This window comes from Janibacter terrae NBRC 107853 (assembly GCF_001591405.1).
Taxonomy (GTDB): domain Bacteria; phylum Actinomycetota; class Actinomycetes; order Actinomycetales; family Dermatophilaceae; genus Janibacter; species Janibacter terrae.
In genome coordinates, this window is record NZ_BCUV01000006.1 from 203,373 (window position 1) to 226,011 (window position 22,639).

At 70.6% G+C, this 22,639-nt stretch carries 23 protein-coding genes; 9 read left to right on the forward strand and 14 right to left on the reverse strand.

Annotated features, from left to right (window positions below; all coding sequences use genetic code 11):
• Nucleotides 1–137: 137 nt before the first annotated feature.
• The 6 genes from ctaE to JT1_RS06285 all read left to right on the forward strand — a co-directional run bounded on the left by ctaE (nucleotide 138) and on the right by JT1_RS06285 (nucleotide 6,181).
• The gene (gene ctaE / locus JT1_RS06260) at nucleotides 138–740 is read left to right on the forward strand and encodes an aa3-type cytochrome oxidase subunit III (protein WP_068325427.1); all 603 of its coding nucleotides are present in this window, start codon (nucleotides 138–140) and stop codon (nucleotides 738–740) included.
• Between the two features lie 50 nt (nucleotides 741–790).
• Complete coding sequence (gene qcrC / locus JT1_RS06265; RefSeq protein ID WP_068324764.1) at nucleotides 791–1,579, forward strand: cytochrome bc1 complex diheme cytochrome c subunit; 789 nt, start codon at nucleotides 791–793, stop codon at nucleotides 1,577–1,579.
• A 37-nt stretch (nucleotides 1,580–1,616) separates the two neighbouring features.
• The gene (qcrA, locus tag JT1_RS06270) at nucleotides 1,617–2,744 is read left to right on the forward strand and encodes a cytochrome bc1 complex Rieske iron-sulfur subunit (protein WP_068324766.1); all 1,128 of its coding nucleotides are present in this window, start codon (nucleotides 1,617–1,619) and stop codon (nucleotides 2,742–2,744) included.
• A complete protein-coding gene (qcrB, locus tag JT1_RS06275) occupies nucleotides 2,744–4,447 on the forward strand; it encodes a cytochrome bc1 complex cytochrome b subunit (RefSeq protein WP_068324768.1) in 1,704 nt (567 codons plus the stop codon). Before qcrA ends, qcrB begins: the two co-directional genes overlap by 1 nt.
• Before the next feature lie 91 nt (nucleotides 4,448–4,538).
• Nucleotides 4,539–5,795 carry a multidrug effflux MFS transporter gene (locus tag JT1_RS06280; protein ID WP_082807508.1) on the forward strand — a complete coding sequence of 419 codons (1,257 nt, stop codon included), beginning with the start codon at nucleotides 4,539–4,541 and terminating at the stop codon, nucleotides 5,793–5,795.
• A 2-nt stretch (nucleotides 5,796–5,797) separates the two neighbouring features.
• The gene (locus JT1_RS06285; RefSeq protein ID WP_068324770.1) at nucleotides 5,798–6,181 is read left to right on the forward strand and encodes a metallopeptidase family protein; all 384 of its coding nucleotides are present in this window, start codon (nucleotides 5,798–5,800) and stop codon (nucleotides 6,179–6,181) included.
• A 16-nt stretch (nucleotides 6,182–6,197) separates the two neighbouring features.
• On the opposite strand, the gene JT1_RS06290 is transcribed toward JT1_RS06285, so the two are convergent.
• The 4 genes from JT1_RS06290 to ctaC all read right to left on the reverse strand — a co-directional run bounded on the left by JT1_RS06290 (nucleotide 6,198) and on the right by ctaC (nucleotide 10,611).
• Nucleotides 6,198–7,406, reverse strand: a complete 1,209-nt coding sequence (locus tag JT1_RS06290; RefSeq protein WP_068324772.1) for a L,D-transpeptidase — start codon at nucleotides 7,404–7,406, stop codon at nucleotides 6,198–6,200.
• Nucleotides 7,407–7,523: 117 nt separating this feature from the next.
• Nucleotides 7,524–7,925, reverse strand: coding sequence for a cytochrome c oxidase subunit 4 (locus JT1_RS06295; RefSeq protein WP_068324774.1), 402 nt, complete (start codon nucleotides 7,923–7,925; stop codon nucleotides 7,524–7,526).
• Nucleotides 7,922–9,667, reverse strand: coding sequence for an aa3-type cytochrome oxidase subunit I (gene ctaD, locus JT1_RS06300; RefSeq protein ID WP_068324776.1), 1,746 nt, complete (start codon nucleotides 9,665–9,667; stop codon nucleotides 7,922–7,924). Before ctaD ends, JT1_RS06295 begins: the two co-directional genes overlap by 4 nt.
• A complete protein-coding gene (ctaC, locus tag JT1_RS06305) occupies nucleotides 9,667–10,611 on the reverse strand; it encodes an aa3-type cytochrome oxidase subunit II (RefSeq protein ID WP_439645744.1) in 945 nt (314 codons plus the stop codon). Before ctaC ends, ctaD begins: the two co-directional genes overlap by 1 nt.
• Nucleotides 10,612–10,664: 53 nt before the next feature.
• Between ctaC and JT1_RS06310 the strand changes: the two genes are divergently transcribed.
• On the forward strand, nucleotides 10,665–11,837 hold the full coding sequence (locus JT1_RS06310) for a cysteine desulfurase family protein (RefSeq protein ID WP_255218273.1): 1,173 nt from the start codon (nucleotides 10,665–10,667) through the stop codon (nucleotides 11,835–11,837).
• Here JT1_RS06310 and aat read toward each other — a convergent pair.
• The 4 genes from aat to JT1_RS06330 all read right to left on the reverse strand — a co-directional run bounded on the left by aat (nucleotide 11,834) and on the right by JT1_RS06330 (nucleotide 15,320).
• The gene (aat, locus tag JT1_RS06315) at nucleotides 11,834–12,580 is read right to left on the reverse strand and encodes a leucyl/phenylalanyl-tRNA--protein transferase (RefSeq protein ID WP_082807510.1); all 747 of its coding nucleotides are present in this window, start codon (nucleotides 12,578–12,580) and stop codon (nucleotides 11,834–11,836) included. The two genes, JT1_RS06310 and aat, sit on opposite strands and share 4 nt — an antisense overlap.
• An 11-nt stretch (nucleotides 12,581–12,591) precedes the next feature.
• Nucleotides 12,592–13,581, reverse strand: coding sequence for a carbohydrate kinase family protein (locus JT1_RS06320; protein WP_068324780.1), 990 nt, complete (start codon nucleotides 13,579–13,581; stop codon nucleotides 12,592–12,594).
• A gap of 71 nt (nucleotides 13,582–13,652) precedes the next feature.
• On the reverse strand, nucleotides 13,653–14,036 hold the full coding sequence (locus JT1_RS06325) for a HesB/IscA family protein (RefSeq protein ID WP_068324782.1): 384 nt from the start codon (nucleotides 14,034–14,036) through the stop codon (nucleotides 13,653–13,655).
• Between the two features lie 117 nt (nucleotides 14,037–14,153).
• Complete coding sequence (locus tag JT1_RS06330; RefSeq protein ID WP_068324784.1) at nucleotides 14,154–15,320, reverse strand: glycerate kinase family protein; 1,167 nt, start codon at nucleotides 15,318–15,320, stop codon at nucleotides 14,154–14,156.
• Nucleotides 15,321–15,360: 40 nt separating this feature from the next.
• On the opposite strand from JT1_RS06330, the gene nadA reads away from it, so the two are divergent.
• On the forward strand, nucleotides 15,361–16,572 hold the full coding sequence (nadA, locus tag JT1_RS06335; protein WP_169701882.1) for a quinolinate synthase NadA: 1,212 nt from the start codon (nucleotides 15,361–15,363) through the stop codon (nucleotides 16,570–16,572).
• 127 nt (nucleotides 16,573–16,699) lie between these two features.
• Here the strand turns inward: nadA and JT1_RS06340 are convergent, their stop codons facing one another.
• From JT1_RS06340 to JT1_RS06355, 4 genes are all read right to left on the reverse strand, one after another.
• Nucleotides 16,700–17,536 (reverse strand): phosphatidylinositol-specific phospholipase C/glycerophosphodiester phosphodiesterase family protein, encoded by an 837-nt coding sequence (locus JT1_RS06340; protein WP_068324787.1) that lies wholly within the window; start codon nucleotides 17,534–17,536, stop codon nucleotides 16,700–16,702.
• 110 nt (nucleotides 17,537–17,646) lie between these two features.
• A complete protein-coding gene (locus JT1_RS06345; protein WP_068324792.1) occupies nucleotides 17,647–18,687 on the reverse strand; it encodes a glutathione S-transferase family protein in 1,041 nt (346 codons plus the stop codon).
• A 28-nt stretch (nucleotides 18,688–18,715) separates the two neighbouring features.
• The gene (locus JT1_RS06350) at nucleotides 18,716–19,213 is read right to left on the reverse strand and encodes a macro domain-containing protein (protein WP_068324794.1); all 498 of its coding nucleotides are present in this window, start codon (nucleotides 19,211–19,213) and stop codon (nucleotides 18,716–18,718) included.
• 3 nt (nucleotides 19,214–19,216) lie between these two features.
• Nucleotides 19,217–20,584, reverse strand: a complete 1,368-nt coding sequence (locus JT1_RS06355; RefSeq protein ID WP_068325433.1) for a dipeptidase — start codon at nucleotides 20,582–20,584, stop codon at nucleotides 19,217–19,219.
• 65 nt (nucleotides 20,585–20,649) lie between these two features.
• Here JT1_RS06355 and JT1_RS06360 point away from each other — a divergent pair, with 65 nt between their 5' ends.
• Nucleotides 20,650–21,237, forward strand: coding sequence for a DUF3043 domain-containing protein (locus tag JT1_RS06360; RefSeq protein ID WP_068324796.1), 588 nt, complete (start codon nucleotides 20,650–20,652; stop codon nucleotides 21,235–21,237).
• 4 nt (nucleotides 21,238–21,241) lie between these two features.
• On the opposite strand, the gene JT1_RS06365 is transcribed toward JT1_RS06360, so the two are convergent.
• Both JT1_RS06365 and gcvT read right to left on the reverse strand, forming a co-directional pair.
• On the reverse strand, nucleotides 21,242–21,454 hold the full coding sequence (locus JT1_RS06365) for a hypothetical protein (RefSeq protein WP_068324798.1): 213 nt from the start codon (nucleotides 21,452–21,454) through the stop codon (nucleotides 21,242–21,244).
• The gene (gene gcvT, locus JT1_RS06370; protein ID WP_068324800.1) at nucleotides 21,451–22,560 is read right to left on the reverse strand and encodes a glycine cleavage system aminomethyltransferase GcvT; all 1,110 of its coding nucleotides are present in this window, start codon (nucleotides 22,558–22,560) and stop codon (nucleotides 21,451–21,453) included. Before gcvT ends, JT1_RS06365 begins: the two co-directional genes overlap by 4 nt.
• Nucleotides 22,561–22,639 lie beyond the last annotated feature (79 nt).

Sequence of the window (22,639 nt, forward strand, 5' to 3'; positions counted from 1 at the left end):
GTAGCGGTGAGGTGCCTCACGAGACTCGCGGAGGGGGGTGGCGCACACCCCGGGAGGGAGGGGGACATAATGGCTCCGTGGCCACTGCAACTTCTCTGCCTTCAAACGTGTCCGGGCACGTGCCCGCCGACCCCACGATGGGTCCGGTCAGCCGCCCCAACATGGTGTCCGTCGGCACCATCGTCTGGCTGTCCAGCGAGCTGATGTTCTTCGCCGGGCTCTTCGCCATCTTCTTCACGGTCCGGGGGATGCGTCCGGACCTGTGGCAGCAGAACGGCGAGCTGCTCAACGTCCCCTTCGCGGCCGCCAACACCCTGATCCTCGTGGTCTCGTCGGTGTGGTGCCAGCTCGGCGTGCTGCGGGCGGAGCACGGGCAGAAGTCGCGGACCGGCTCGATCCTCAACGTCGCCGGCTGGGGCATGCGTGAGTGGTACGTCCTCACCTACATCTTCGGCGCCGTCTTCGTCTCCGGTCAGATTCTCGAGTACGCCACCCTCGTCAGCGAGGGCGTGTCGATCGACACCGACGCCTGGGCCTCGATCTTCTACCTGACGACCGGCCTCCACGGCATCCACGTGACGGGCGGTCTGATCGCCTTCCTGCTGATCATCGGCCGCACGTACACCACCCGCAACTACAGCCACGCCCAGCAGACCGGTGCAGTCGTCACCTCGTACTACTGGCACTTCGTCGACGTCGTGTGGATCGCGCTCTTCGCCGCGATCTACCTCCTCGGGTGATCCCGATGCGTCAGCCCCGCCCCAACCGCACCACGAGGACAGGACTCTCCATGCCCACCCTCTCTCGTCGCCACCCCGCGGCGATCGCCCTGCTGATCATGCTGGGGCTCTTCGTGACCGGCACCGCCTACGCGGCCGTCGCCCCGCAGGACGCCGAGGCCACCGTCGCCAGCGCCAGCGCTGACGACGTCGCCAACGGCAAGAAGCTCTTCGTCGCCAACTGCGCGACCTGTCACGGCGCGAACGGCCTGGGCGTCGACCAGGTCGGCCCGAGCCTCGCCGGCGTCGGCGCCGCCTCCGTCGACTTCCAGATGGGCACCGGGCGCATGCCGATGACCGAGCCCGGTGTCCAGGCCCAGCCCGACCTGCAGGTGAAGTTCACCGAGGAGGAGATCTCCGACGTGGCCGCCTACGTCGCCACCCTCGGCCCCGGCCCGGCTATCCCCGACAGCGAGTACACCGACGGCTCCCAGGGCGACCCCGGCAAGGGTGGCCAGATCTTCCGCGTCAACTGCGCCATGTGCCACAACAGCGCCGGCGCCGGTGGCGCCCTCACCCGCGGCAAGGACGCTCCCGCAGTGACCGGCGTCTCCGGCAAGCACATCTACGAGGCCATGGTCACCGGCCCGCAGAGCATGCCCGTCTTCAACGACACCAACCTCACCCCCGACAACAAGCGCGACGTCATCGCGTACATCGAGGCCCAGCAGGAGGCCGGCAACCCCGGTGGCAACCCGCTCGGCAGCCTCGGCCCGGTGCCCGAAGGCCTCTTCGCCTGGACGATCGGCCTCGGCCTCCTCGTGGGCTTCGCCGTCTGGCTCGGCCAGAAGTCCGCCTGACCCTGACAACTCGCCACACAGACAGGACCGACAACAGATGAGTGAGCACACCCCGACAGGGGCACAGCCGGAGGAGCCCACGGGTTCCGACCCGGTGCGCCTCGACCAGGGCCACGTGCAGGGCTCCGGTGGTATCCCGGAGCGGTTCACGAACCCGGGGCTGCCGCCCCACGTGCTGCGCAACGCCGACCGTGACGACAAGGCGGCGAAGCGAGCCGAGCGACAGGTCTCGGTCCTGTTCCTCCTGTCGATCCTCGGCACGGTCCTCTTCGTCGTCGCCTACTTCCTCTTCGACGTCGAGGACACCGTCTGGGTCCCGATCACCGGCGAGATGAGCGCGACCAACCTGTTCCTGGGCCTCGGTCTGGCCTTCTCCCTGCTCGGCATCGGCCTCGGCGCCGTGCACTGGGCCAAGACGCTCATGCCGGACGCCGAGTCCGTCGAGATGCGCCACCCCCTTCGCTCGCAGGCCGAGGACCGTCAGGGCTTCGTCGACACGATGCTCGATGGTGGTGAGTCCTCGCAGCTGACGCGCCGTCCGCTGCTCAAGGCCACCTTCGGTGCCGCCATGGGCCTCTTCGCCGTGCCGCTGCTCGTGCAGCTCGTCGGCTCCCTCGGCCCGTTGCCCAAGAACGACCTGTCGGTCACGTTCTGGAACGGCGAGAAGGGCGAGGACGGGCACTGGACGGCCAAGAAGCGCCGCCTGCACCGCGACCCGGAGGACACCCCGATCAAGCCCGGCGACGTCACCATCGGCTCGGTCTTCCACATCCAGCCCGAGGGTCTGCTCGAGCTCGAGGACGACAAGCTCGACGAGATGAGCAAGTCCTCCGTCCTGCTCATGCGCCTGGACCCCCAGGACTTCCAGAACACCGACCAGGGCCGCAAGGCCCGTGACTGGGGCTACCAGGGGATCGTCGCCTACTCCAAGGTCTGCACCCACGTCGGCTGCCCGGTCGGCCTCTACGAGCAGACCACGCACCACCTGCTCTGCCCCTGCCACCAGTCCACCTTCGACGTCACCAACGACTGCGAGGTCATCTTCGGCCCCGCCGGCCGCCCGCTGCCGCAGCTGAAGATCACCGTTGACAGCGAGGGCTACCTCATCGCCGACCAGCCCTTCCAGGAACCGGTTGGCCCGAGCTTCTGGGAGCGTGAGTCCTGATGAGCACCACTCGCCCCGCCGACGCCCTGCGCGCAGATGACGCGCCGGTCACGGCCCCCCTCTCCCCCGGCATGAAGAAGGTCGGCGGCGTCGCCGGATGGATCGACGACCGCACCGGCTCCGCCAAGGGCGTCGGCTACCTCATGCGCAAGGTCTTCCCGGACCACTGGTCCTTCATGCTCGGCGAGATCGCGATGTACTCGATGATCGTCTGCATGCTGACGGGTGTCTTCCTCACCTTCTGGTTCGACCCGTCCATGGCCCACACGGTCTACGAGGGCAGCTACGCGCCGCTCAACGGCGTCGGCATGTCCCGCGCCTACGCCTCGACGCTCGACATCTCCTTCGACGTCAAGGGCGGTCTGCTGATCCGCCAGATCCACCACTGGGCGGCGCTGCTCTTCATCGTCGCGCTGTCGGTGCACATGCTGCGCGTGTTCTTCACCGGCGCGTACCGCAAGCCGCGCGAGATCAACTGGGTCATCGGCTGCGTGCTGTCCCTGCTGGCGCTCGTCGAGGGCTTCGCCGGCTACTCCCTCCCCGACGACCTGCTCTCCGGTACGGGCCTGCGCGCCGCGCAGGGCTTCATGGTGGCCGCCCCGGTCATCGGCAGCTACCTGAGCTACGCCGTCTTCGGCGGCACCTTCCCCGGCGACGACATCATGCCCCGCCTGTACTCGGTGCACATCCTGCTGCTGCCGGGCATCCTCATCGCGCTGTTCACCGTGCACATCGTGCTCGTGGCCCTGCAGAAGCACACCCAGTACCCCGGCCCGGGCAAGACCAACGACAACGTCGTCGGCTTCCCCGTCATGCCGGTCTACGCGGCCAAGGCCGGTGGCTTCTTCTTCATCGTCTTCGGCGGCATCGCCCTGATCTCCTCGCTGATCCAGATCAACGCGGTGTGGGTGCACGGTCCCTACGAACCCAACGCGACCACGGCCGGCGCCCAGCCGGACTGGTACATGGGCTTCCCCGACGGCGCCCTGCGTCTGCTCCCGGGCTGGATGGAGTTCACGACCTTCGGGTACACGTGGGCCTGGCCGGTCATCATCGGCGCCCTGGGGGTCATCCCCGCCTTCTACGGCGCGATGATCGCCTACCCGTTCATCGAGAACTGGGTGACGGGTGACAAGCGGGAGCACCACCTCCTGCAGCGTCCGCGCAACGCCCCGACCCGCACCGCCATCGGCATGGCCGGTCTGACGCTCTACGGCGTGCTCATGTTCGCCGCGGCCAACGACATCATCGCGATCAAGTTCGGGATGTCGATCAACGACATCACGCTGATCCTGCGGGTGCTCGTCTTCCTCGGCCCGGTCCTCGCCTTCTGGGCGACGAAGCGGATCTGCCTGAGCCTGCAGCGTCACGACCGTGACCTCGTCCTCCACGGACGCGAGACGGGTCGCATCCAGCGCGGTGCATCCGGCTCCTTCCACGAGATCCACGAGCCGCTCGACGAGTACACGCGCTGGAACCTCGTCCAGCACGAGGCCACGCCGCAGCTCGAGCTGGCCCCGGCCGTCGACGAGAACGGCGTCGAGGACAAGAAGGCAGCCCGCCGCAACAAGCTGCGCGCGAAGCTGCACGACTTCTACTTCGGCGGCGCCGTCGAGCCGGTCACCCCGGCCGAGCTCGAGGCCGCGCACCACGACCACGGCCACGAGGCCATCGAGTCGGGTGAGAAGGTCTCCACCCACTGACCCCGGTCAGAGATCGTCCGCAGGCCCCGGAGGTTCGCCCTCCGGGGCCTGCGGCGCCCCTGCTGGGGCACGGTGCGAGGATGAGCGCGACATGATCCGAGACAGACCCACTCCTGCGCCACCGACGACCGCTCCCCTGGCCGTCACCACGCTGCTCCTGGCGCTGCTCGGCATGTTCGGACCCTTCTCGATCGACACCCCGTTCCCCGCCTTCCAGCAGATGGGTCGCGACCTCGTCGTCGGCGAGGCGGCGATGCAGCTCGTCGTCAGCGCCTACCTCGGGGCCTTCGCCCTGATGAGCCTCATCCACGGGCCGCTCAGCGACGCCGTCGGCCGCAAGCCCGTCATGGTCACCGGGGCCGCCGTCTACGCCCTCGCGTCCATCGGGTGCGCCCTCGCCCCGTCCCTGCCGGTCCTGCTCGCCTTCCGCGTGCTGCAGGGCATGTCGGCCGGTGCCGGGACCATCGTCTCGCGCACCGTCGTGCGTGACCTCTTCGAGGGGGTCCGGGCGCAGCGGCTGATGAGCACGATCGCCATGATCTTCGGCATCGGTCCGGCGTTGGCGCCGATCATCGGGGGCTTGCTGCTCCTCGTCGGCCCGTGGCCGCTGATCTTCTGGTTCCTCGCCCTCTTCGGCGGGGTCCTGGCCGTCGCCGTCCTCGTGCTGCTGCCCGAGAGCCACCCGCCGGAGCAGCGCACGCCCCTGGACCTGGGGGCGATCGTGCGCGGCGTGCGCACCGTGGGTCGGATGCGCAGCTTCCAGGTCCTCTCGGCCGCCAGCGCGTTCTCCTTCGCCGGCCAGTTCCTCTACATCGCCGCCGCCCCGATCTTCGTCGTGACGCTGCTGGGTCAGGGACCCCAGGACTTCTGGGTCTTCTTCGTCCCGATGGTCGCAGCCATGGTCCTCGGCTCCTTCACCGGCGCCCGGCTCGCCGGGCGGGTCAGCGGCGACCACCTCATCATCGGCGGCCAGGCGGTCGCCCTCACGGGTGCCGTCGCCGGCCTCGGGCTCGCGCTCGCTCCCTCGACCGCCACCCTGCCGTGGGCGGTCGTCGGCCCTTCGGCCATCGCCTTCGGCACGGGCATCTCCTTGCCCGTCTACCAGCTGGCGCTGCTCGACGCCGTGCCCCACGCCAGGGGTACGGCGGCGTCCGTGTCGACCTTCCTGATGCTCCTGCTCAACTCGGTGCTCACCAGCGCCGTGGTGCCGATCGCGGCGGCCTCCCTGGCGCGGCTCGCGGCGACCTCGCTCGGTCTGCTCGCCATCGGCATCGCCCTGTTCCACCTGCACCGGGGACGCGCCCGGCGTCCACCCTCCCGACGACCCATCCCACCGGAGGTGGTCTGACCATGGTCGAGATCAGTGTCGAGGACTTCGAGGCGGCGGTGAGCGAGGCGCTGGACCGCGTACCCCAGGACCTGCTCGCCATGCTCGACAACGTCGCCTTCTTCGTCGAGGACGAGCCGGGGCCCGACCACGCCGATCCGGGACTCACGCCGCAGGACAACGCCGAACTGCTCGGGATCTACCTCGGCACACCGCTCACGGAGCGGGACCTCGGGTGGGCGGCCGGCGCGCTGCCGGACCGCATCGTGCTCTTCCGCGGACCGCTGTCCCGCATGTGTGCGGACCTGGAGGAGCTGCGCGAGGAGATCGCGATCACGATCGTGCACGAGGCGGGGCACCACGTCGGGATCGACGAGGAGCGTCTCCACGAGCTCGGCTGGGGCTAGGCCGCAGCGACCCGCGTCAGGCCGAGGCGCTCAGCTGCTGCCAGTGCGCGTAGTCGTACTGCCAGACCCCGATGCCCTCCGTCGGGAGGAACTCACGGTCCGAGCCGCGGAAGTCGACGGGGTCACCCGGCAGCGAGTTGTGGTAGAACCACTTCGCGTCCTCCGGAGCCATGTTGACGCAGCCGTGCGAGACATTGCTGCTGCCCTGGGACCCCACGGACCATGGCGCGGAATGGACGAACTCCCCCGTCCACGTGACGCGCACGTTGAAGTTGGTGTCGACCTTGTAGTACCCGGGCTCGCCCTTGTCGATCCCCACGGTCGCCGAGTCCATGGTCATCTCGCGCTGCCTCCCGATGACGACCTTCATGCCCGAGCGGGTCTCGGTCTCCTTGCCCGGCTTGCCGCTGCTCACGGGGAAGGCCTTGACCTGCTTCCCGCCGCGGGTGACGACCATGCGGTGCCGGTCGATGTCGACCCGGGCCAGCTGCTCGCGGCCGATGGTCATCGACCCCGAGACGTCCTCGGCGATCCACTTGTCCTCGCCGGTCTGGAAGCCGGTGAGGGGCGCGTCGACGGTGACCTCGGTCCCCGGCACCCAGAAGTCCTTGGGTCGCCACATCAGCTGTCGGTTGTCCAGCCACCCCCACGAGCCTTCCGTGACGGGTTCGGTCGTCACGGAGACGGCCTGCTCGATGGCCCGGCGGTACCTCGCGTCGGTGACCACGGAGTCGAACTGGAGGCTGACCGGCATGGCCACGCCCACGGCCTGCCCGTCGTAGACGACGCCGTAGGTGGCCGTGACCTGCGGCTCGTGGGTGGTGAAGGTCGACCTCTGGGTCGTCGTCCCGCCCTCGGGGCCCTCGGCCGTCACCGCGACGGTGTACGTCGTCGCCGGCCGCATCCTGGACGTGGAGGTCCACGTCTGCCCCGTGACCTTGCCGTCGACCTTCCCGCCCCCGGCCCCCGTGACGGTGACCGCCGAGAGGTCACCGCGCATCACCTGGACGCTGATGGGGTCGTCCGGCATGACGCCCGTGGTGCCCTTGCCAGGGTTGACCTTGACCTGCGCGGGCGGCAGCTCACGGGTCGTGCTCACGCTCTGCGGGTGCTGGGAGGTGGTGACCGTGCCGGTCGACGAGCTCGATCCCTCGGCACATGCCGTGGCGACGAGGAGCAGGACGACGGTCAGTGCGATCGCTCGCACCCGACGGACGACGGACATCACGTGAGGAGCACCCCTTGGTGTGGATCGTGCGTCCGTGGAAGCCCTGCTCCCGGACGCGCTGAAGGGGCCCGGACCTGACCAGTCCGTGGCCCCTTCAGCCGAGTGTACGTGCGCTCAGTGGGCGTGCTCACCCTTGAAGTACTCGAAGACCCAGCCGCAGACCGCCCAGACGCCGAGGATGGCGCCGAGGGCCGCGACCCAGAAGCCCACGGCCACGCCCAGGAAGACCAGCGCGGCGGACAGGGAGAGCCAGAGCGGCCACCAGGAGTACGGCGAGAACGAGCCGTAGGGGCCCTCGATCTGCTCGATGTCACCGTCCGGGTCGTCGTCCGGGCGCGGCGGCAGGTGGCGCGCCGTGTTCCACAGGAAGAAGGCGACCATCAGGCCCAGCCCACCGCACAGGTACAGGGCGACCCAGCCGACCGGCTCGACCCACTCCGTCCAGAACCCGTAGCCGGTGGCGACGGCGACGAAGAAGACGCCGATCTGGGCGAAAAACTTGACCTCGTCCTTCATCGGGTTCCCTCACCGTCGGTCGTGGCGGAGGACGCGACCTGGGCCTGCGCGAAGCGCGAGCGGATCGCGGCCGGGGCGTACTCGGGGTGGTTCATGTCGAAGGTCGGCCGCTCCGAGCGGATCGGCGGGATCGACGTGAAGTTGTGCCGCGGGGGCGGGCACGAGGTGGCCCATTCGAGGCTGCCGCCGTAGCCCCACGGGTCGTCGACCTCGACCAGCGGCGCGCTGGCCTGGGTCTTCCACACGTTGTAGAAGAAGGGCAGGAAGCTGATGGCCAGGATGAGCGAGCCCACCGTGGAGATCTGGTTGGCCAGCTGGAAGTTGTCCTCCGGCATGTAGTCCGCGTAACGGCGCGGCATGCCCTCGACACCCAGCCAGTGCTGGATGAGGAAGGTCGTGTGGAAGCCGACGAACAGCAGCCAGAAGTGCAGCTTGCCCAGGCCCTCGTCGAGCATCTTGCCCGTGAGTTTCGGCCACCAGAAGTACAGGCCGCCGAAGAAGGAGAAGACGATCGTGCCGAAGAGGACGTAGTGGAAGTGCGCGACGATGAAGTAGGTGTCGGTGATGTGGAAGTCCAGCGCGGGGCTGGCCATGATCACGCCCGTGAGCCCACCGAAGAGGAAGGTCACGAGGAAGCCGATCGCCCAGTACATCGGGGTGTCGAAGACGAGCTTGCCGCCCCACATGGTGCCGATCCAGTTGAAGAACTTCACACCGGTCGGGACCGAGATCGCCATCGTCATGATCGCGAAGAAGGGCAGGAAGACCTGGCCCGTGCCGTACATGTGGTGGGCCCACACGGAGACGGACAGCGCCGCGATGGCGATGGTCGCGAAGACCAGGCCCTTGTAACCGAAGATCGGCTTGCGGGAGAAGACCGGGAGGATCTCCGAGATCACGCCGAAGAAGGGCAGCGCCAGGACGTAGACCTCGGGGTGGCCGAAGAACCAGAAGAGGTGCTGCCACAGCAGCGCCCCGCCGCTCGCCGCGTCGAAGATCTGCCCGCCGAAGCGTCGGTCGACACCCAGGGCGATCAGGGCGGCCGCGAGGACCGGGAAGGCCATGAGGATCAGCACCGACGTGATCAGGACGGTCCAGGTGAACAGCGGCATCCGGAACATCGTCATGCCGGGCGCGCGCATGCAGATGATCGTGGTGATGAAGTTGACCGCGCCGAGGATGGTGCCGAAACCGCTGAGGGCGAGGCCCCAGACCCACAGGTCGCCGCCGAGGCCGGGGCTGTAGGTCGGGTCGGACAGCGGGGTGTAGGCAGTCCAGCCGAAGGAGGCCGCGCCACCCGGGGTGAACAGGCCGGCCGCAGCGATGATGCCACCGAAGAGGTAGAGCCAGTAGGCGAACATGTTCAGCCGCGGGAAGGCGACGTCGGGGGCACCGATCTGCAGCGGCATCAACGCGTTGGCGAAGGCCGCGAAGGCCGGCGTCGCGAAGAGCAGCAGCATGATCGTGCCGTGCATGGTGAACATCTCGTTGAACTGCTCGGGGTTGTCCACCACCTGCAGGCCCGGGGCCCACAGCTCGAGCCGGATGACCAGCGCCATGAGTCCCCCGATGAGGAACCACACGAAGCTGGTGATCATGTACAGGTTGCCGATGACCTTGTGGTCGGTCGTCGTGACGTGGCGGAAGAACTGCGACCCCGCCTTCTCACGCCGGGCGATGGTCCGCTCCGGGACCTCGGTCTCGGAGGTGTTCCTGGCGAGTGCGCCGGATGCCGTGGACATCAGTTGGTCCCCTCGATCTCGTCGATGAGGTGCTGGTCCCGGTCGGAGACCGCCTCGCGGTTCAGGCCGGTGTCGAGCAGACCGGTCTGACCCTTCTTCTTCAGCTCTTCCATGTGCGCGTCGTACTCCTCGCGCTCGACGACCTTGACGTTGAAGAGCATCTGGGAGTGGTAGGCGCCGCAGAGCTCGGCGCACTTGCCCTGGAAGGTGCCCGTCTGGTTGGGCGTCACCTGGAAGCGGTTGACCAGCCCCGGGTTGACGTCGAGCTTCTCGAGGAAGGCCGGCACCCAGAAGGAGTGGATGACGTCACGCGAGGTGAGCACGAACTCGACGCGCTCGCCCACCGGCAGGTACAGGGTCGGCAGCTCCGCCTCCGCGCCCTCCTTGCCGTCGAGCTTGGCCATCTGGCCGGCCTCGTGCACGTCCTCGTCGACGTAGTTGAAGTCCCAGCTCCACTGCTTGCCGACGACGTTGATCGTCGTGTCCGGCTCTTGGGACACGTCGTGCAGCTTCGACTGGGCGTCCTCCGTGTAGTAGAAGAGCGCACCGACCATGAGCATGGGCACGACCGTGTAGAGGATCTCCAGCGGCACGTTGTACTGCAGCTGGATGGGCAGCGAGCCGTCGTCGTTCTTGCGGCGGCGGTAGGCGACCATGCACCAGAGGATCAGGCCCCACACGAGGACACCCACGGCGAGCGCCGCGATCCACGCGCCGATCCACAGGTTCTCGACGATGGCCGACTCCTCGGTCACCCCCTCGGGGAGGTACCCGTTGCTGGGGCTGGTGTGGACACCAACCGCGCTGCACGCCGAGAGCGCCACTACGGCGATGACAAGTCCGATGGCACCGATCCCGCGGCGAGACCGCCGGGAGTTCGCGCTCGAAGACTGAGGCAAGGGGCACCTACTACTGATCCGAAGGTTTGCAGAAGACGTAGCCAACGTTACCCCAGCCCGGACGCACCCCGGCGGAGGGGGGGCACTAGCCTCGACACGTGGCGAGAGAGAGCGATTCGTCCCCCGGGACCTCGACGACGAAGGGGGTCGTCGGCCTCCTCGACGCATCCCCCGGGCCGCTGCGCCCCGAGGCCCGCGAGATGCTCTCCTCGGCACTGTCGGTGGCGTGGGCCGACCCCACCGCACGGCACGCCGCCGGGCGTCACGCCCGCGCCCTGCTCGACCACGCCCGCGCGGTCATCGCGGACGGGCTCGGCGCCCGTCCCGACGAGGTCACCCTGCACGCCAGCGGCGACCAGGCGGCCCGCACGGCCCTCCTCGCCCTCGGCCGGGGTCGGCGCCGCCGCACCGCTGCCCCGGTCGCCTCCGCCGTCGAGCACTCCGTGCTCCTGCGGCACCTGGCCGCCGGGGACCGGGAACCGACCCTCGTGCCCGTCGACGCCCTCGGAGCCGTCGACCTCGCGGCCTGGGAGGAGGCGGTCGGCGAGGAGACCCCCTTCGCCGTCCTGCAGTCCGCCAACCAGGAGGTCGGGACCCGCCAACCCCTCGCGGCCGCCCGCCGCGTCACCTCCGCCCACGGCGTCCCGCTGCTCGTCGACGCCCGCGCGTCCGCCGGCCGCGACGAGGTGCCCGGCGAGCACGACGTGCTCGTCGCCGACGCGACCGGCTGGGGCGGTCCGCGGCTCGGGGTGCTCGTCGTGCGGACCGGCACCCGGGTGGCGCCGCACCACCCACCGAGCCCGCATGAAGGGGGCTACGCCCTGGACCCCGTGGACGTCCCGACGGTCCTCGCGGCGGCCGAGGCCTGGCAGCACACGGCCGCTCAGCGCGCCGACGAGGAGGTCCAGGCCCGCCGGCTGGTCGCCCGTGTCCGCGCCGCCGCCGCGTCGCTGCCCGAGGTGGACGTCGTCGGCGACCCGGAGGACCGGCTGCCGCACGTGTGCACCTTCTCGGTCCTCTACGTCGACGGCGAGACCATCGTCGACGAGCTCGCCCGACGGGGTCTGGCCGTCGCCTCCGGCTCGGCGTGCACCGCTGACACCCTCGAGCCGAGCCACGTGCTCGCCGCGATGGGCGCGCTCACGCAGGGCAATGTGCGCCTCACCCTGCCGCTGGCCGCCGTCGCACCGGACCGCGCGACCTCGGTCGAGCGCCTCGTCACGGAGCTGGGCGACGTCGTCGCGACGTGCCGGGCCCGACTCGGGGCCTAGGGCGTGTCGCCCGACCCGCCGACGAGCGCGGCGAGGTCGAGCTGCGGCGCCTGCACCGCCTGCCGCAGGCGCGCGAGGTACTCGCGACGGTGGATCTCCCGGACACCGAGCGAGCCGAGGTGCGGCGTGCGCCACTGGACGTCGATGATCCGCCGGGGGTCGCCGTCGGCACCGACCATCCGGTCGAGGTGCACGAACGCCGCCTTGGACGCGTCGGTCGCGTGGTGGAACATCGACTCCCCCGCGAAGAGCCCACCGATCGCGACGCCGTAGAGCCCTCCGACGAGCGTCCCGTCCGCGTCCCGCACCTCGATGCTGTGCGCCCACCCGAGCGCGTGCAGCTCGAGGTAGGCGAGGGCGACGTCGTCGGTGATCCAGGCCCCGTCACGCCGGGGGTCGGCGCACGCGGCGACGACCCCGGCGAAGTCCTCGTCGACGCTCACCTCGAAGCCCCGCAGGGAACGGCGCAGGGAGCGGCTCACGTGCGCGGTGCCCGGGAGCAGGACGCCGCGCCACGTCGGGCACCACCACCCCATCGGCGGGGACCCCCCTTCGCCCAGGCCCATGGGGAAGATCCCGAGGCGGTAGGCGGTGAGCAGCGACGACGGGTCGAGGCGACCACCGACGCCCACGACCTCGGCGACCTCACCGGGGGCGGCGTCGGCCGCCTCCAGCCCGGCCCGCAGGTAGCCGGCCCACAGCGCGGACCCGCCCGCGGGCTCGATGGGCGGGAAGGGAGGCATCGCCGGGCGGGTCAGGGTCGCGGGCAGGAGATGTGCTCGGCGATGAGGTCGGCGCTCTCCCGGCCGTACGCCTCGGCGAGGCGCTCGAGGAAGCGCCCGGTGCCGAGCTCGTACTCCTGGGTGCCGACCGTCTCGATGACGTACGTCGCGAGCATCGAGCCGAGCTCGGCCGACTCGCGCAGCGGCAGGCCCTCGGCGACACCGGTGATGAAGCCGGCCCGGAAGGCGTCACCGACGCCGGTCGGGTCGGCCTTGGTGACCTCGCGGGCCACGCCGACGACGATCTCCTCGTCGAGGTCCTTCCCCGTGATGCGCACGCCGTCCTTGCCGAGCGTGACGACGCGGTAGCGGACGCGGGAGTTGATCTCGTCCTGGCTCCAGCCGGTCTTCTGCTCCGTGAGGTGCGACTCGTACTCGTTGGTGATGAGGTACTCGGCACCGTCGATGAGGTCGCGGATGAGCTCGCCGTCGCCGAAGGCGAGCTGCTGGCTCGGGTCGGCGACGAAGGGGATGCCGCGCGTGCGGCACTCCCGGGTGTGCCGGCGCATGGCTTCCGGGTCGTCGGGACCGACGAGGACGAGCTCGAGGCCGCCGACGCGGGCGGCGATGGGGGCCAGCTCGATCTCGCGCGCCTCGCTCATCGCCCCGGCGTAGAAGGTCGCGATCTGGGCCATGTCGTCGTCGGTGGTGCAGACGAAGCGCGCTGTGTGCAGCGTCTCGGAGACCTTGACCGACTCGCAGTCGACGCCGTGGCGCTCGAGCCAGCTGCGGTAGTCGGCGAAGTCCTCGCCGACCGCGCCGACGAGCACGGGACGCTGCCCGAGGTTGGCCATGCCGAAGGAGATGTTGGCGGCCACTCCCCCGCGGCGGATCTCGAGCGCGTGGGCCAGGAAGCTCACGGAGATCTTGTCGAGCTGCTCGACGACGAGGGAGTCGGCGAAGCGACCCGAGAAGGTCATCAGGTGGTCGGTGGCGATGGATCCGGCGATGGCGATGGGCACGCCGACACCCTACAGAGCGCGACGAGGCCCCCACCGTCGAACGGTGGGGGCCTCGTGGACGCGGGGTCGGCTCAGCTGAAGCTGTCGCCGCAGGCGCAGGAGCTGCCCGCGTTGGGGTTGTCGATGGTGAAGCCCTGCTTCTCGATGGTGTCGGCGAAGTCGATCGTCGCGCCGGTGAGGTACGGGGCGCTCATCCGGTCGACGACGACCCCGACACCGTCGAAGTCGCGCACGAGGTCACCGTCGAGCGAGCGCTCGTCGAAGTACAGCTGGTAGATCAGGCCGGAGCAGCCGCCCGGCTGGACGCCGATGCGCAGGCGCAGGTCGTCGCGACCCTCCTGCTCGAGCAGCGACTTGACCTTGCCGGCGGCGACGTCGGTGAGGACGACGCCGTGGGCCTCGGTGGCCGCGTCAGTGGTCTCGGGGGTGGTGGCCTGGGTGTCCTGGACGCTCATGCGATGTCCTCACGGCTCGGGGTTCTGTGGGGTGACGGTGTCCGCCACGACGGGGTCAACACGTGGTGTGCGCGGGTTGTTCCCGTCCGTCCACCATACGTCAGGCGGCGAAGGGGGTCACCGTCGCGGTGACCACGTCGCGGCCACCCGCGCCGCCCGGGCCTCGAGCGTGCCGACCGGGTCGGCCATCGCGGTCTCGAGCTCCTCGGGTCGCTCGGCGACGGCGTAGCAGCCGCCCAGACCGAGCGCCATCGCCTCCCGGCGCCCGATGAGGACCTGCCCGGCGAGGGCGACAGCCGGGGTCCCGTGGCCCTGGGCCAGCTCGGCGACGCCGGCGACGACCTTGCCCTGCAGGCTCTGCCAGTCGAGGCAGCCCTCCCCCGTGAGGACGAGGTCCGCCGCGGCGACCAGGCGGCCGAGGCCCACGGCCTCGAGCACGGTGTCGACGCCGCTGACACGACGTGCGCCGAGGAGCATGAGGGCGTAGCCCACGCCCCCGGCCGCACCGGCTCCCGGCTCGCGGTCCAGCCGGCGCTCGCGGCCGGTGAGCAGGTCGGTGCCGGGCGGCAGCACGCGGCGCACCTGGTCGGCGAAGTGGCCGAGCGACCCCTCGAGCACCTGCGCCTGCTCGGGGGTGGCGCCCTTCTGCGGGGAGAAGACGGCGCTCGCGCCCTGCAGCCCGAGGAGCGGCGAGGCGACGTCGGTCGCGGCGACGAGCTCGATCCCGGCGAAGCGCTCCCGCGTCGCGGCCAGGCCGGCGAGGTCGTGCTCCCGCGTCGCGATGAGCCCCGCTCCCCCGCCCCCGAGGACCTCGCGTGGGCCCGCACCGAGCGCCCCGAGCATGCCCGCCCCGGCGTCGTTGGTGCCCGAGCCGCCGAGCCCGACGACGACGCGCTGCACGTCGTGCTCGAGGACGGCGGCGAGCAGCTCGCCGAGGCCCCACGTCGTCGTCACCCCGGGGTCCCGCTCGGGTGCGTCGAGCAGGTGCAGCCCGATCGCCTGGGCGGACTCCACCCAGGCCGTGCGGCGCCCCCCTTCGTCCGTCGTGATGTGGACGGCGGCCGGGACGGGCATGCCGCCCGGCCCGGTGACGGTGACGATCGAGGACTCCCCCGGCACGCTTCTGGTGATGACGTCGAGGAAGCCGGGACCGCCGTCGGAGAGGGGCACCAGCGTCAGCAGGTCCTCGGGGGCCTTGCGGCGCCAGCCGGCGGCCATGGCCTCCGCGGCCTGCGTGGCCGTGAGGGTGCCGGTGAAGCAGTCAGGAGCGATGATCACGTGCACCCATGGACTGTACCGAGGAGCGGGTGGGCGCTGTGGGATCATGCCTGCCGTGAGCGCCCCGACGCAGTCCTCGCCGACCCCACTGTCCCTGCTCGTCCTCGGGCAGGGCACCGACCCGCACTCCGAGCGGGGTGTGGAGTGCCCGGGCGACCTGCCCGCGCCGTCCGACCCCGACCTCGTCGCCCGGGCCCGCGCGGCCAAGGAGGCGCTCGGCGACTCGGTCTTCGTCCTGGGTCACCACTACCAGCGCGACGAGGTCATCGAGTTCGCCGACACCACCGGTGACTCCTTCAAGCTGGCCAAGGAGGCGGCGGCCCGTCCGGACGCGCCCTACATCGTCTTCTGCGGCGTGCACTTCATGGCCGAGTCCGCGGACATCCTCACCAGCGACGAGCAGGCGGTCGTCCTGCCCGACCTCGCCGCCGGCTGCTCGATGGCCGACATGGCCGCGCTGCACCAGGTGCAGGAGTGCTGGGACGAGCTCGTCGAGGCCGGCGTCGCCGGGTCGACGGTCCCCGTGACGTACATGAACTCCTCCGCGGCGATCAAGGCCTTCACCGGCCGCCACGGCGGGACGGTCTGCACGTCGTCCAACGCCGAGACCGCTCTCACGTGGGCCTTCGACCAGACCGGTGGCATCGACGGGGGCGGCAAGGTCCTCTTCCTCCCCGACCAGCACCTCGGCCGCAACACCTGGGCGCGCGACCTCGGACGCGACCTCGACGACTGCGTCGTGTGGAACCCCCACCGGCCCATGGGCGGCCTCACCCCCGCGCAGATCCGCGACGCGCGGATGATCCTGTGGCGCGGGCACTGCTCCGTGCACGGCCGATTCACCGTCGACGCGGTCGAGACGGCGCGAAGGGAGATCCCCGGCGTCCGCGTCATCGTCCACCCCGAGTGCCGCCACGAGGTCGTCGAGCTGGCCGACGAGGTCGGCTCGACGGAGAAGATCATCAAGACCGTCGCCGCAGCGCCCGCCGGCACGAAGTGGGTCGTCGGCACCGAGCTCAACCTCGTGCAGCGGCTGGGGCAGATGTTCCCCGAGCAGCAGATCAGCTTCCTCGAGAAGAACGTCTGCTACTGCTCGACGATGAACCGCATCGACCTGCCCCACCTCGTCTGGGCGCTCGAGTCCCTCGTCGAGGGGCGCGTGGTCAACCAGATCTCCGTCGACCCCGACGTCGCCCACTGGGCCAAGGTGGCGCTCGACCAGATGCTGGCGCTGCCGGGCGAGACCTCGAAGGACTGACGGGCGGCGCCTCACCTGCCCCACGATTCTCGGGTCACCCGATAAACCTCGCCTTCGCAAGAGTTTGAAACTCCTGCGAAGGCGAGGTAACTCTTGCTCAGCCTGCGGGGTCCTCGCCGAGGGGCGGTCACTCCCGGGTCAGGAACTCCTGCAGCCCGTCGAGGTCGTCGGTGTTGATGTGGTCGACACCGGCCTCCTGCAGCTCACGCCACAGGTTCTCGCGCGCCTGGCCGTCCAGGTCGTTGGTCGCCCAGAACCGGACCCGGTACCCGTCGGAGTGGGCCTGCTGCACGTACGTGTGCAGGCGCTCGCGCTCCGCGGCGGGCATCTCTCCGACGCCCTGCCAGGTGAAGAGCTTGGTCCAGTTCTCGCTGACGAGTGGCATGAAGGTCTCGTCGGCGCCGGAGCCGAGGTCGCTCGAGCGACCGTCGTAGAAGGAGTACCTCGTCGTGGCGGCGGCTATCTCCGCCCGCGGGCGGTTGCCGCTGATGACGGCCTCCACTGCGCGGTCCTTGACCTTGCCCCTGTGCACGCGGGTGAAGACCTGCTGGTGCTCCTCGAGCTCGTCCTCGACCGCCGCCCAGGTCGTCGATCCCTCGCTCTTGATGTCGATGAGCAGCTGGAAGTCCCCGTCGTAGCCCGGGTAGATCTCCTGGCCGCCCCGGCCGGCGATCTCGCTGAGCGGGTCGAGGTAGGCCTCCTCGAGGGTCGGGGCGTCCGCGAGCTGCCACGAGTCGTGCGCGACGCGGAGCTCACCGTCGACGAGCCAGACGTCGGCCTCGACCGAGGTGAAGCCGTGCTCCAGCGCGTCCAGGAGCGGTCGCTCGTGCTCGTAGTCGTTGTGCGCGTGCGCCTGGGCCAGCGGCGTGCCGAGCTCGACGGGGGCAGCGGTGGCCGCGCCCACGGGCATGGTCAGGGCCAGTGCGCCGACGGTGGCCGCGAGGGCGCGGGTTGCGGGGGTCATGGGAGCTCCTCGGGAAGGGGGGCGAGATGGCACCCCCGAGCCTGCCGACAGCAGGTGTCGCCTCCGCTGACCCCGCGTGAACGTCTCCCGAACGGCTCCCCGCACGAGGGTCAGGCCGTGCGGACCATGCCCGTCTCGTCGAGGAGCGGGTTGTGCGCGACGGGGACGCGCTCCCCTTCGCTCGGCGCGCCGGGGGCGGTGCCACCGGGACCGAAGGGGGACCCCCCGAGCGACTCGCGGCCGTGCGGCTGCAGCCAGCTGGAGTAGTCCGGCCCCGCGGGGACGATGCCGGTGGGGTTGATGTCCGTGTGGACCTCGTAGTAGTGGCTCTTGATGTGCACGAAGTCCGTCGTGTCACCGAAGCCGGGCGTGGTGAAGAGGTCACGCGCGTAGGCCCACAGCACGGGCATCTCGGTGAGCTTGGACCGGTTGGCCTTGAAGTGCCCGTGGTAGACCGCGTCGAACCGCGCGAGCGTCGTGAACAGCCGGACGTCGGCTTCGGTGATGTGGTCGCCCATGAGGTACCGGCGCGTCGCGAGGCGCTCCTCGAGCCAGTCCATCGCCGTCCACAGCCGCTCGTACGCCGCGTCGTACGCGGCTTGGTCGCCGGAGAACCCGCACCGGTACACGCCGTTGTTGACCTCGGTGTAGACGCGCTTGTTGACCTCGGCCATCTCCTCGCGGAGGTGCTCGGGCCACAGGTCGGGAGCACCCTCGCGGTGGTACTCGCGCCACTGCGTCGTGAGGTCCTCGGTGATCTGCGGGAAGTTGTTGGTCACGACCTGCCCGCTCGGCACGTCGACCATGACGGGGACGGTGATCCCCTTCGGGTAGTCGGGGAAGCGCCGGAGGTAGGCGTCCTTGATCCGCGGGATCTGCAGCACCGGGTCGAGGTGGCCCTCGTCGAGGTCGAAGGTCCAGGAGTCGGCGTCGTGCGTCGGGCCGGTGACGCCCATGGAGATGACGTCCTCGAGACCGAGCAGGCGGCGCACGATGATCGCGCGGTTGGCCCACGGGCACGCGCGCGAGACCACGAGCCGGTAGCGGCCCGGCTCGACCGGCCACTCGCTGCTGCCGTCCGAGGTGATCCGGTCCTCGATGTACGTGGTGTCGCGGTTGAAGTCCTTCTCGACGTATGTGCCCTGTGCCATGAGAGCCATATTAGTTGAAATTTGAACTTTAATCCAGCCTCGCGCCGACCTGCGCGAAGGTCGCCGCGTCGAGGGCGACGATCCGCACCTCCTCGACCGCCGTCGACGCCCCCGCGATCGTCTCGACGGCCGCATCGATCGCGTCGCCCTTGGGCCAGCCGTAGATCCCCGCACTGATGAGCGGGAAGGCCACGCTGCGGGCGCCGAGCTCGTCGGCGACGGCGAGCGAGCGCGTGTAGCAGGAGACCAGCAGCGAGCGATCGCGTTGTCCCGCGGCATGGTTGGGCCCCACGGTGTGGATCACCCAGCGCGAAGGGAGGTCCCCCGCCGTCGTCCACCCGGCGTCCCCCGTCGCCAGCCCCTGCGGGAAGCGGGCGATGCAGTCCTCGAGCACCGCCGGCCCCCCGGCCCGGTGGATCGCACCGTCGACTCCCCCGCCGCCGCGCACGGCGGTGCTGGCGGCGTTGACGATCGCGTCGACCTGCTGGGTCGTGATGTCACCGTGGACCGCGACGAGGGAGGGCATCGCTCAGCCCCGCGGCATCGCGCCGAGCCGGGCGAGCAGCAGCGCCTCGGCGATGCACACCTTCTCGAACTCGCCCAGGTGCAGCGACTCGTTGGCCCCGTGGGCGCGGGTGTCGGGGTCCTCCACGCCGGTGACGAGGATCGCCGCGTCGGGGAACTTCTCGGCGAAGGCCTGGACGAAGGGGATGGACCCACCGATGCCCACGTCGACCGGGTCGTTGCCCCACGCGTCGGCGAAGGCGGCCCGCGCCTCGTCGTAGACCGGCCCGGTCGCGTCCGCGGCGAAGCCCCAGCCCTGCTCGTCGAGCTCGACCTCGACCGTCGCACCCCACGGGGCGTACTCGGTGAGGTGGCGCTGCAGGGCGGTCCAGGCCTCCTGCGGGTCCTGGGTCGGGTTGAGCCGCAGGTTGATCTTGGCCCGCGCGCTCGCGGCGAGGACATTGCCCGCCTCGTCGACGGCGGGGGCGTCGATGCCGATGACGACCGCGGCCGGCTTGGTCCACAGGCGCGACGGGATCGCGCCGGTGCCGATGAGCTCGGTCGCCTCGAGCAGGCCGGACTCCTCGCGCAGCCGCGCCTCGTCGTAGTCGATCTCGGGGGCGTCGCCATGCACCAGACCCTCGATCGCGACATCGCCCTGGTCGTCGTGGAGGGTGGCCATGAGGCGGCACAGCGTGGTGATCGCGTCGGGGCAGGCACCGCCGAACATCCCCGAGTGGACCCCGTGGTCGAGGGTGCGCACCGTGACGACGGCGCGAAGGGAGCCACGCAGCGTCGTCGTGAGCGCGGGCGTGCCGATGGCCCAGTTGAGCGAGTCGGCGAGGACGATCGCGTCCGAGGTCAGCTTGTCGCCGTGCCGCTCGAGCAGCCGCGGCAGTGACTCGCTCGCGATCTCCTCCTCGCCCTCGACGAAGACCGTCACGCCCACCGGCAGGTCGCCGGAGTGCGCCCGCAGGGCGGCGACGTGCGCCATGACGCCGGCCTTGTCGTCGGCCGCGCCGCGGCCGTAGAGGCGACCGTCGCGCTCCGTCGGCTCGAAGGGGTCGCTGTCCCAGTCGTCGAGGTCACCCGGGGGCTGCACGTCGTGGTGCGCGTAGAGCAGGACGGTCGGTGCGCCCTCGGGCCCGTCGACGTGCCCGATGACGGCGGGGCGACCCCCTTCGCTGACGATCTCGACGTCCAGGCCCTCCGCGCGCAGCAGCTGCGCCGTGCGCTCGGCGGAGGCCTGCACGTGGGCCTGGTCGAAGGAGTCGAGGCTGACGCTCGGGATCCGGGTGAGGTCCTCGAGGTCGGCGCGCACCTGCGGCATGAGCTCGCGGACGCGCCCGCGGATGGCCTCGATCTGGTCTGCGGTGAGGGTGGTGTCGGTCACGGGCCCGACGCTATCGCGACCGGGCGGGTCCGGGACGTCCACCCGCACCACCTAGAGTTCTCCTCGTGTTCGGACGCAAGAAGGACAATGCCCAGGCGGTCTCTGCCGACCGCGCTCCCGGCGACCGCCCCCAGCGGGAGGGCGCCAAGAACCGCCCGACCCCCAAGCGCCGCGACCAGGAGGCCGCGCGTCGGCGTCCCCTCGTGCAGACCGACCGCAAGGCCGCCAAGGCCGCGGACCGCGCCGCCCGCCGCGAGCACGCGCAGAAGACGCGTCAGGCGATGATGACCGGCGACGAGCAGCACCTGCCGCCGCGCGACAAGGGCCCGGTGCGCCGCTTCGTCCGCGACAGCGTCGACGCGCGGTTCAACCTCGGCGAGTGGCTGCTGCCGCTCATGCTGGCGGTCCTCGTGCTCAGCCTCTTCGCCGCGGAGTGGGCGACCTACGTCTTCCTCGCCGTCTACCTGCTGATCATCATCGCGGTCATCGACGCCGTGCTGCTGTGGCGCCGGACCAAGGCCAGGATCCACGAGCGCTTCGGCGCCGACACCCCGACCCGTGGCCTGGCCATGTACACCGTGATGCGCTGCTTCCAGATCCGGCGCACGCGCATGCCCAAGCCGATGGTCGAGCGCGGCGGCACCCCCCGCTGAGGGCTCAGGCCTGCGTCAACGACATCGGGCCGTACACGACCTCCGACTCGTGCAGGAGGCTGACCTGCGCGACGCCGGCGTCGGCGAGGTCCTCCCACGACTCGGCGAACCACGCCTCAGCGTCCGCCTGCGTCGGGAAGGGCACGGTGTGGCCCGGGCCGTTGACCAGCGGAGCGCCCGAGGAGTCCTCGAGCCGCCAGCGGTAGGAGTCGCTCATGCCTGCCTCACCTGCACCTGCACGAAGGGGGGCTTGGTCACCGTGGCCGCGACCTCGCGGCCGCGGACGTCGATGACGACCTCGTCGCCGTCGGTGACCGAGCGGTCGAGGAGCGCGAGGGCGATGCCCTGCTTGAGGGTGGGGCTGAAGGTGCCGGAGGTGACCTCACCGACCTCGACGCCGTCGACGAGGACCGCGCAGTGGCTGCGCGGGATGCCGCGGCCGGTGACGAGCAGGCCCCGCAGGAGCCTGGAGGACTTGGCCACCCGCTGGGCGACGAGCGCGTCCTTGCCCCAGAAGGTCTCCTTGTCCCAGCCGACCGCCCACGCGGAGCGCGCCATGACCGGGGTGATCTCCGGCGACAGGTCGTTGCCGTGCAGCGGGTAGCCCATCTCGGTGCGCAGCGTGTCCCGGGCACCGAGACCGCACGGCAGCCCGTCGAAGGGGGCCATCGCCTCGACGATCGCGTCCCACAGCTCGAGGCCGGCCGCGGCCGGCGCGACCAGCTCGTAGCCGCGCTCCCCCGTGTAGCCGGTGCGGCAGACGGTGATGTCGTGGCCCTGCCACTGCGCGTCGTCGTAGGACATGTAGTCGTGGTCGACGGGCAGGCCGAGGGCGGTGAGCACCTCGTCGCTCTTGGGGCCCTGCACGGCGAGGACGACGTAGTCCTCGTGCAGGTCGCTCACCTCGACGCCCTCGGGCGCGGCGTCCCGGAGCATCTGCACGACGGTCGCGGTGTTGGCCGCGTTGGGGATGAGGAAGACGTCGTCGTCGCTGCGCAGGTAGGCGATGAGGTCGTCCACGACGCCGCCGGACTCGTTGCAGCACATCGTGTACTGGGCCTGCCCGGGGGCGATGCGCCCGAGGTCGTTGGTCAGGGTGGAGTTGACGAGCTCGGCGGCCCCGGGCCCGGAGACCCGCGCCTTGCCCAGGTGGCTCACGTCGAACAGGCCCACCCGTTCGCGGACCGCGGTGTGCTCCGCGACGACTCCGCCGCCCGGGTACTCGATCGGCATCTCCCAGCCGCCGAAGTCGGCCATCTTGGCCTGCAGCGCCACGTGGCGCTCGTGGATCGGGGAGGTGCGCAGGGCGTCGCTGTCGGTCATGCGCCAGACGCTACCGTCTCGTCATCCGGGATAGCCTGCGGGAGGTACACCCACCGTTTCCCCAACCGAAAGGTGCCCC

What these genes read in the sequence shown, in the direction of transcription:
- ctaE (WP_068325427.1), top strand. Translation starts at nt 138, where the DNA reads ATGGGTCCGGTCAGCCGCCCCAACATGGTGTCCGTCGGCACCATCGTC.
- qcrC (WP_068324764.1), top strand. Translation starts at nt 791, where the DNA reads ATGCCCACCCTCTCTCGTCGCCACCCCGCGGCGATCGCCCTGCTGATC.
- qcrA (WP_068324766.1), top strand. Translation starts at nt 1,617, where the DNA reads ATGAGTGAGCACACCCCGACAGGGGCACAGCCGGAGGAGCCCACGGGT.
- qcrB (WP_068324768.1), top strand. Translation starts at nt 2,744, where the DNA reads ATGAGCACCACTCGCCCCGCCGACGCCCTGCGCGCAGATGACGCGCCG.
- JT1_RS06280 (WP_082807508.1), top strand. Translation starts at nt 4,539, where the DNA reads ATGATCCGAGACAGACCCACTCCTGCGCCACCGACGACCGCTCCCCTG.
- JT1_RS06285 (WP_068324770.1), top strand. Translation starts at nt 5,798, where the DNA reads ATGGTCGAGATCAGTGTCGAGGACTTCGAGGCGGCGGTGAGCGAGGCG.
- JT1_RS06290 (WP_068324772.1), bottom strand. Translation starts at nt 7,406, where the DNA reads ATGTCCGTCGTCCGTCGGGTGCGAGCGATCGCACTGACCGTCGTCCTG.
- JT1_RS06295 (WP_068324774.1), bottom strand. Translation starts at nt 7,925, where the DNA reads ATGAAGGACGAGGTCAAGTTTTTCGCCCAGATCGGCGTCTTCTTCGTC.
- ctaD (WP_068324776.1), bottom strand. Translation starts at nt 9,667, where the DNA reads ATGTCCACGGCATCCGGCGCACTCGCCAGGAACACCTCCGAGACCGAG.
- aat (WP_082807510.1), bottom strand. Translation starts at nt 12,580, where the DNA reads ATGCCTCCCTTCCCGCCCATCGAGCCCGCGGGCGGGTCCGCGCTGTGG.
- JT1_RS06325 (WP_068324782.1), bottom strand. Translation starts at nt 14,036, where the DNA reads ATGAGCGTCCAGGACACCCAGGCCACCACCCCCGAGACCACTGACGCG.
- nadA (WP_169701882.1), top strand. Translation starts at nt 15,361, where the DNA reads ATGCCTGCCGTGAGCGCCCCGACGCAGTCCTCGCCGACCCCACTGTCC.
- JT1_RS06340 (WP_068324787.1), bottom strand. Translation starts at nt 17,536, where the DNA reads ATGACCCCCGCAACCCGCGCCCTCGCGGCCACCGTCGGCGCACTGGCC.
- JT1_RS06345 (WP_068324792.1), bottom strand. Translation starts at nt 18,687, where the DNA reads ATGGCACAGGGCACATACGTCGAGAAGGACTTCAACCGCGACACCACG.
- JT1_RS06350 (WP_068324794.1), bottom strand. Translation starts at nt 19,213, where the DNA reads ATGCCCTCCCTCGTCGCGGTCCACGGTGACATCACGACCCAGCAGGTC.
- JT1_RS06365 (WP_068324798.1), bottom strand. Translation starts at nt 21,454, where the DNA reads ATGAGCGACTCCTACCGCTGGCGGCTCGAGGACTCCTCGGGCGCTCCG.
- gcvT (WP_068324800.1), bottom strand. Translation starts at nt 22,560, where the DNA reads ATGACCGACAGCGACGCCCTGCGCACCTCCCCGATCCACGAGCGCCAC.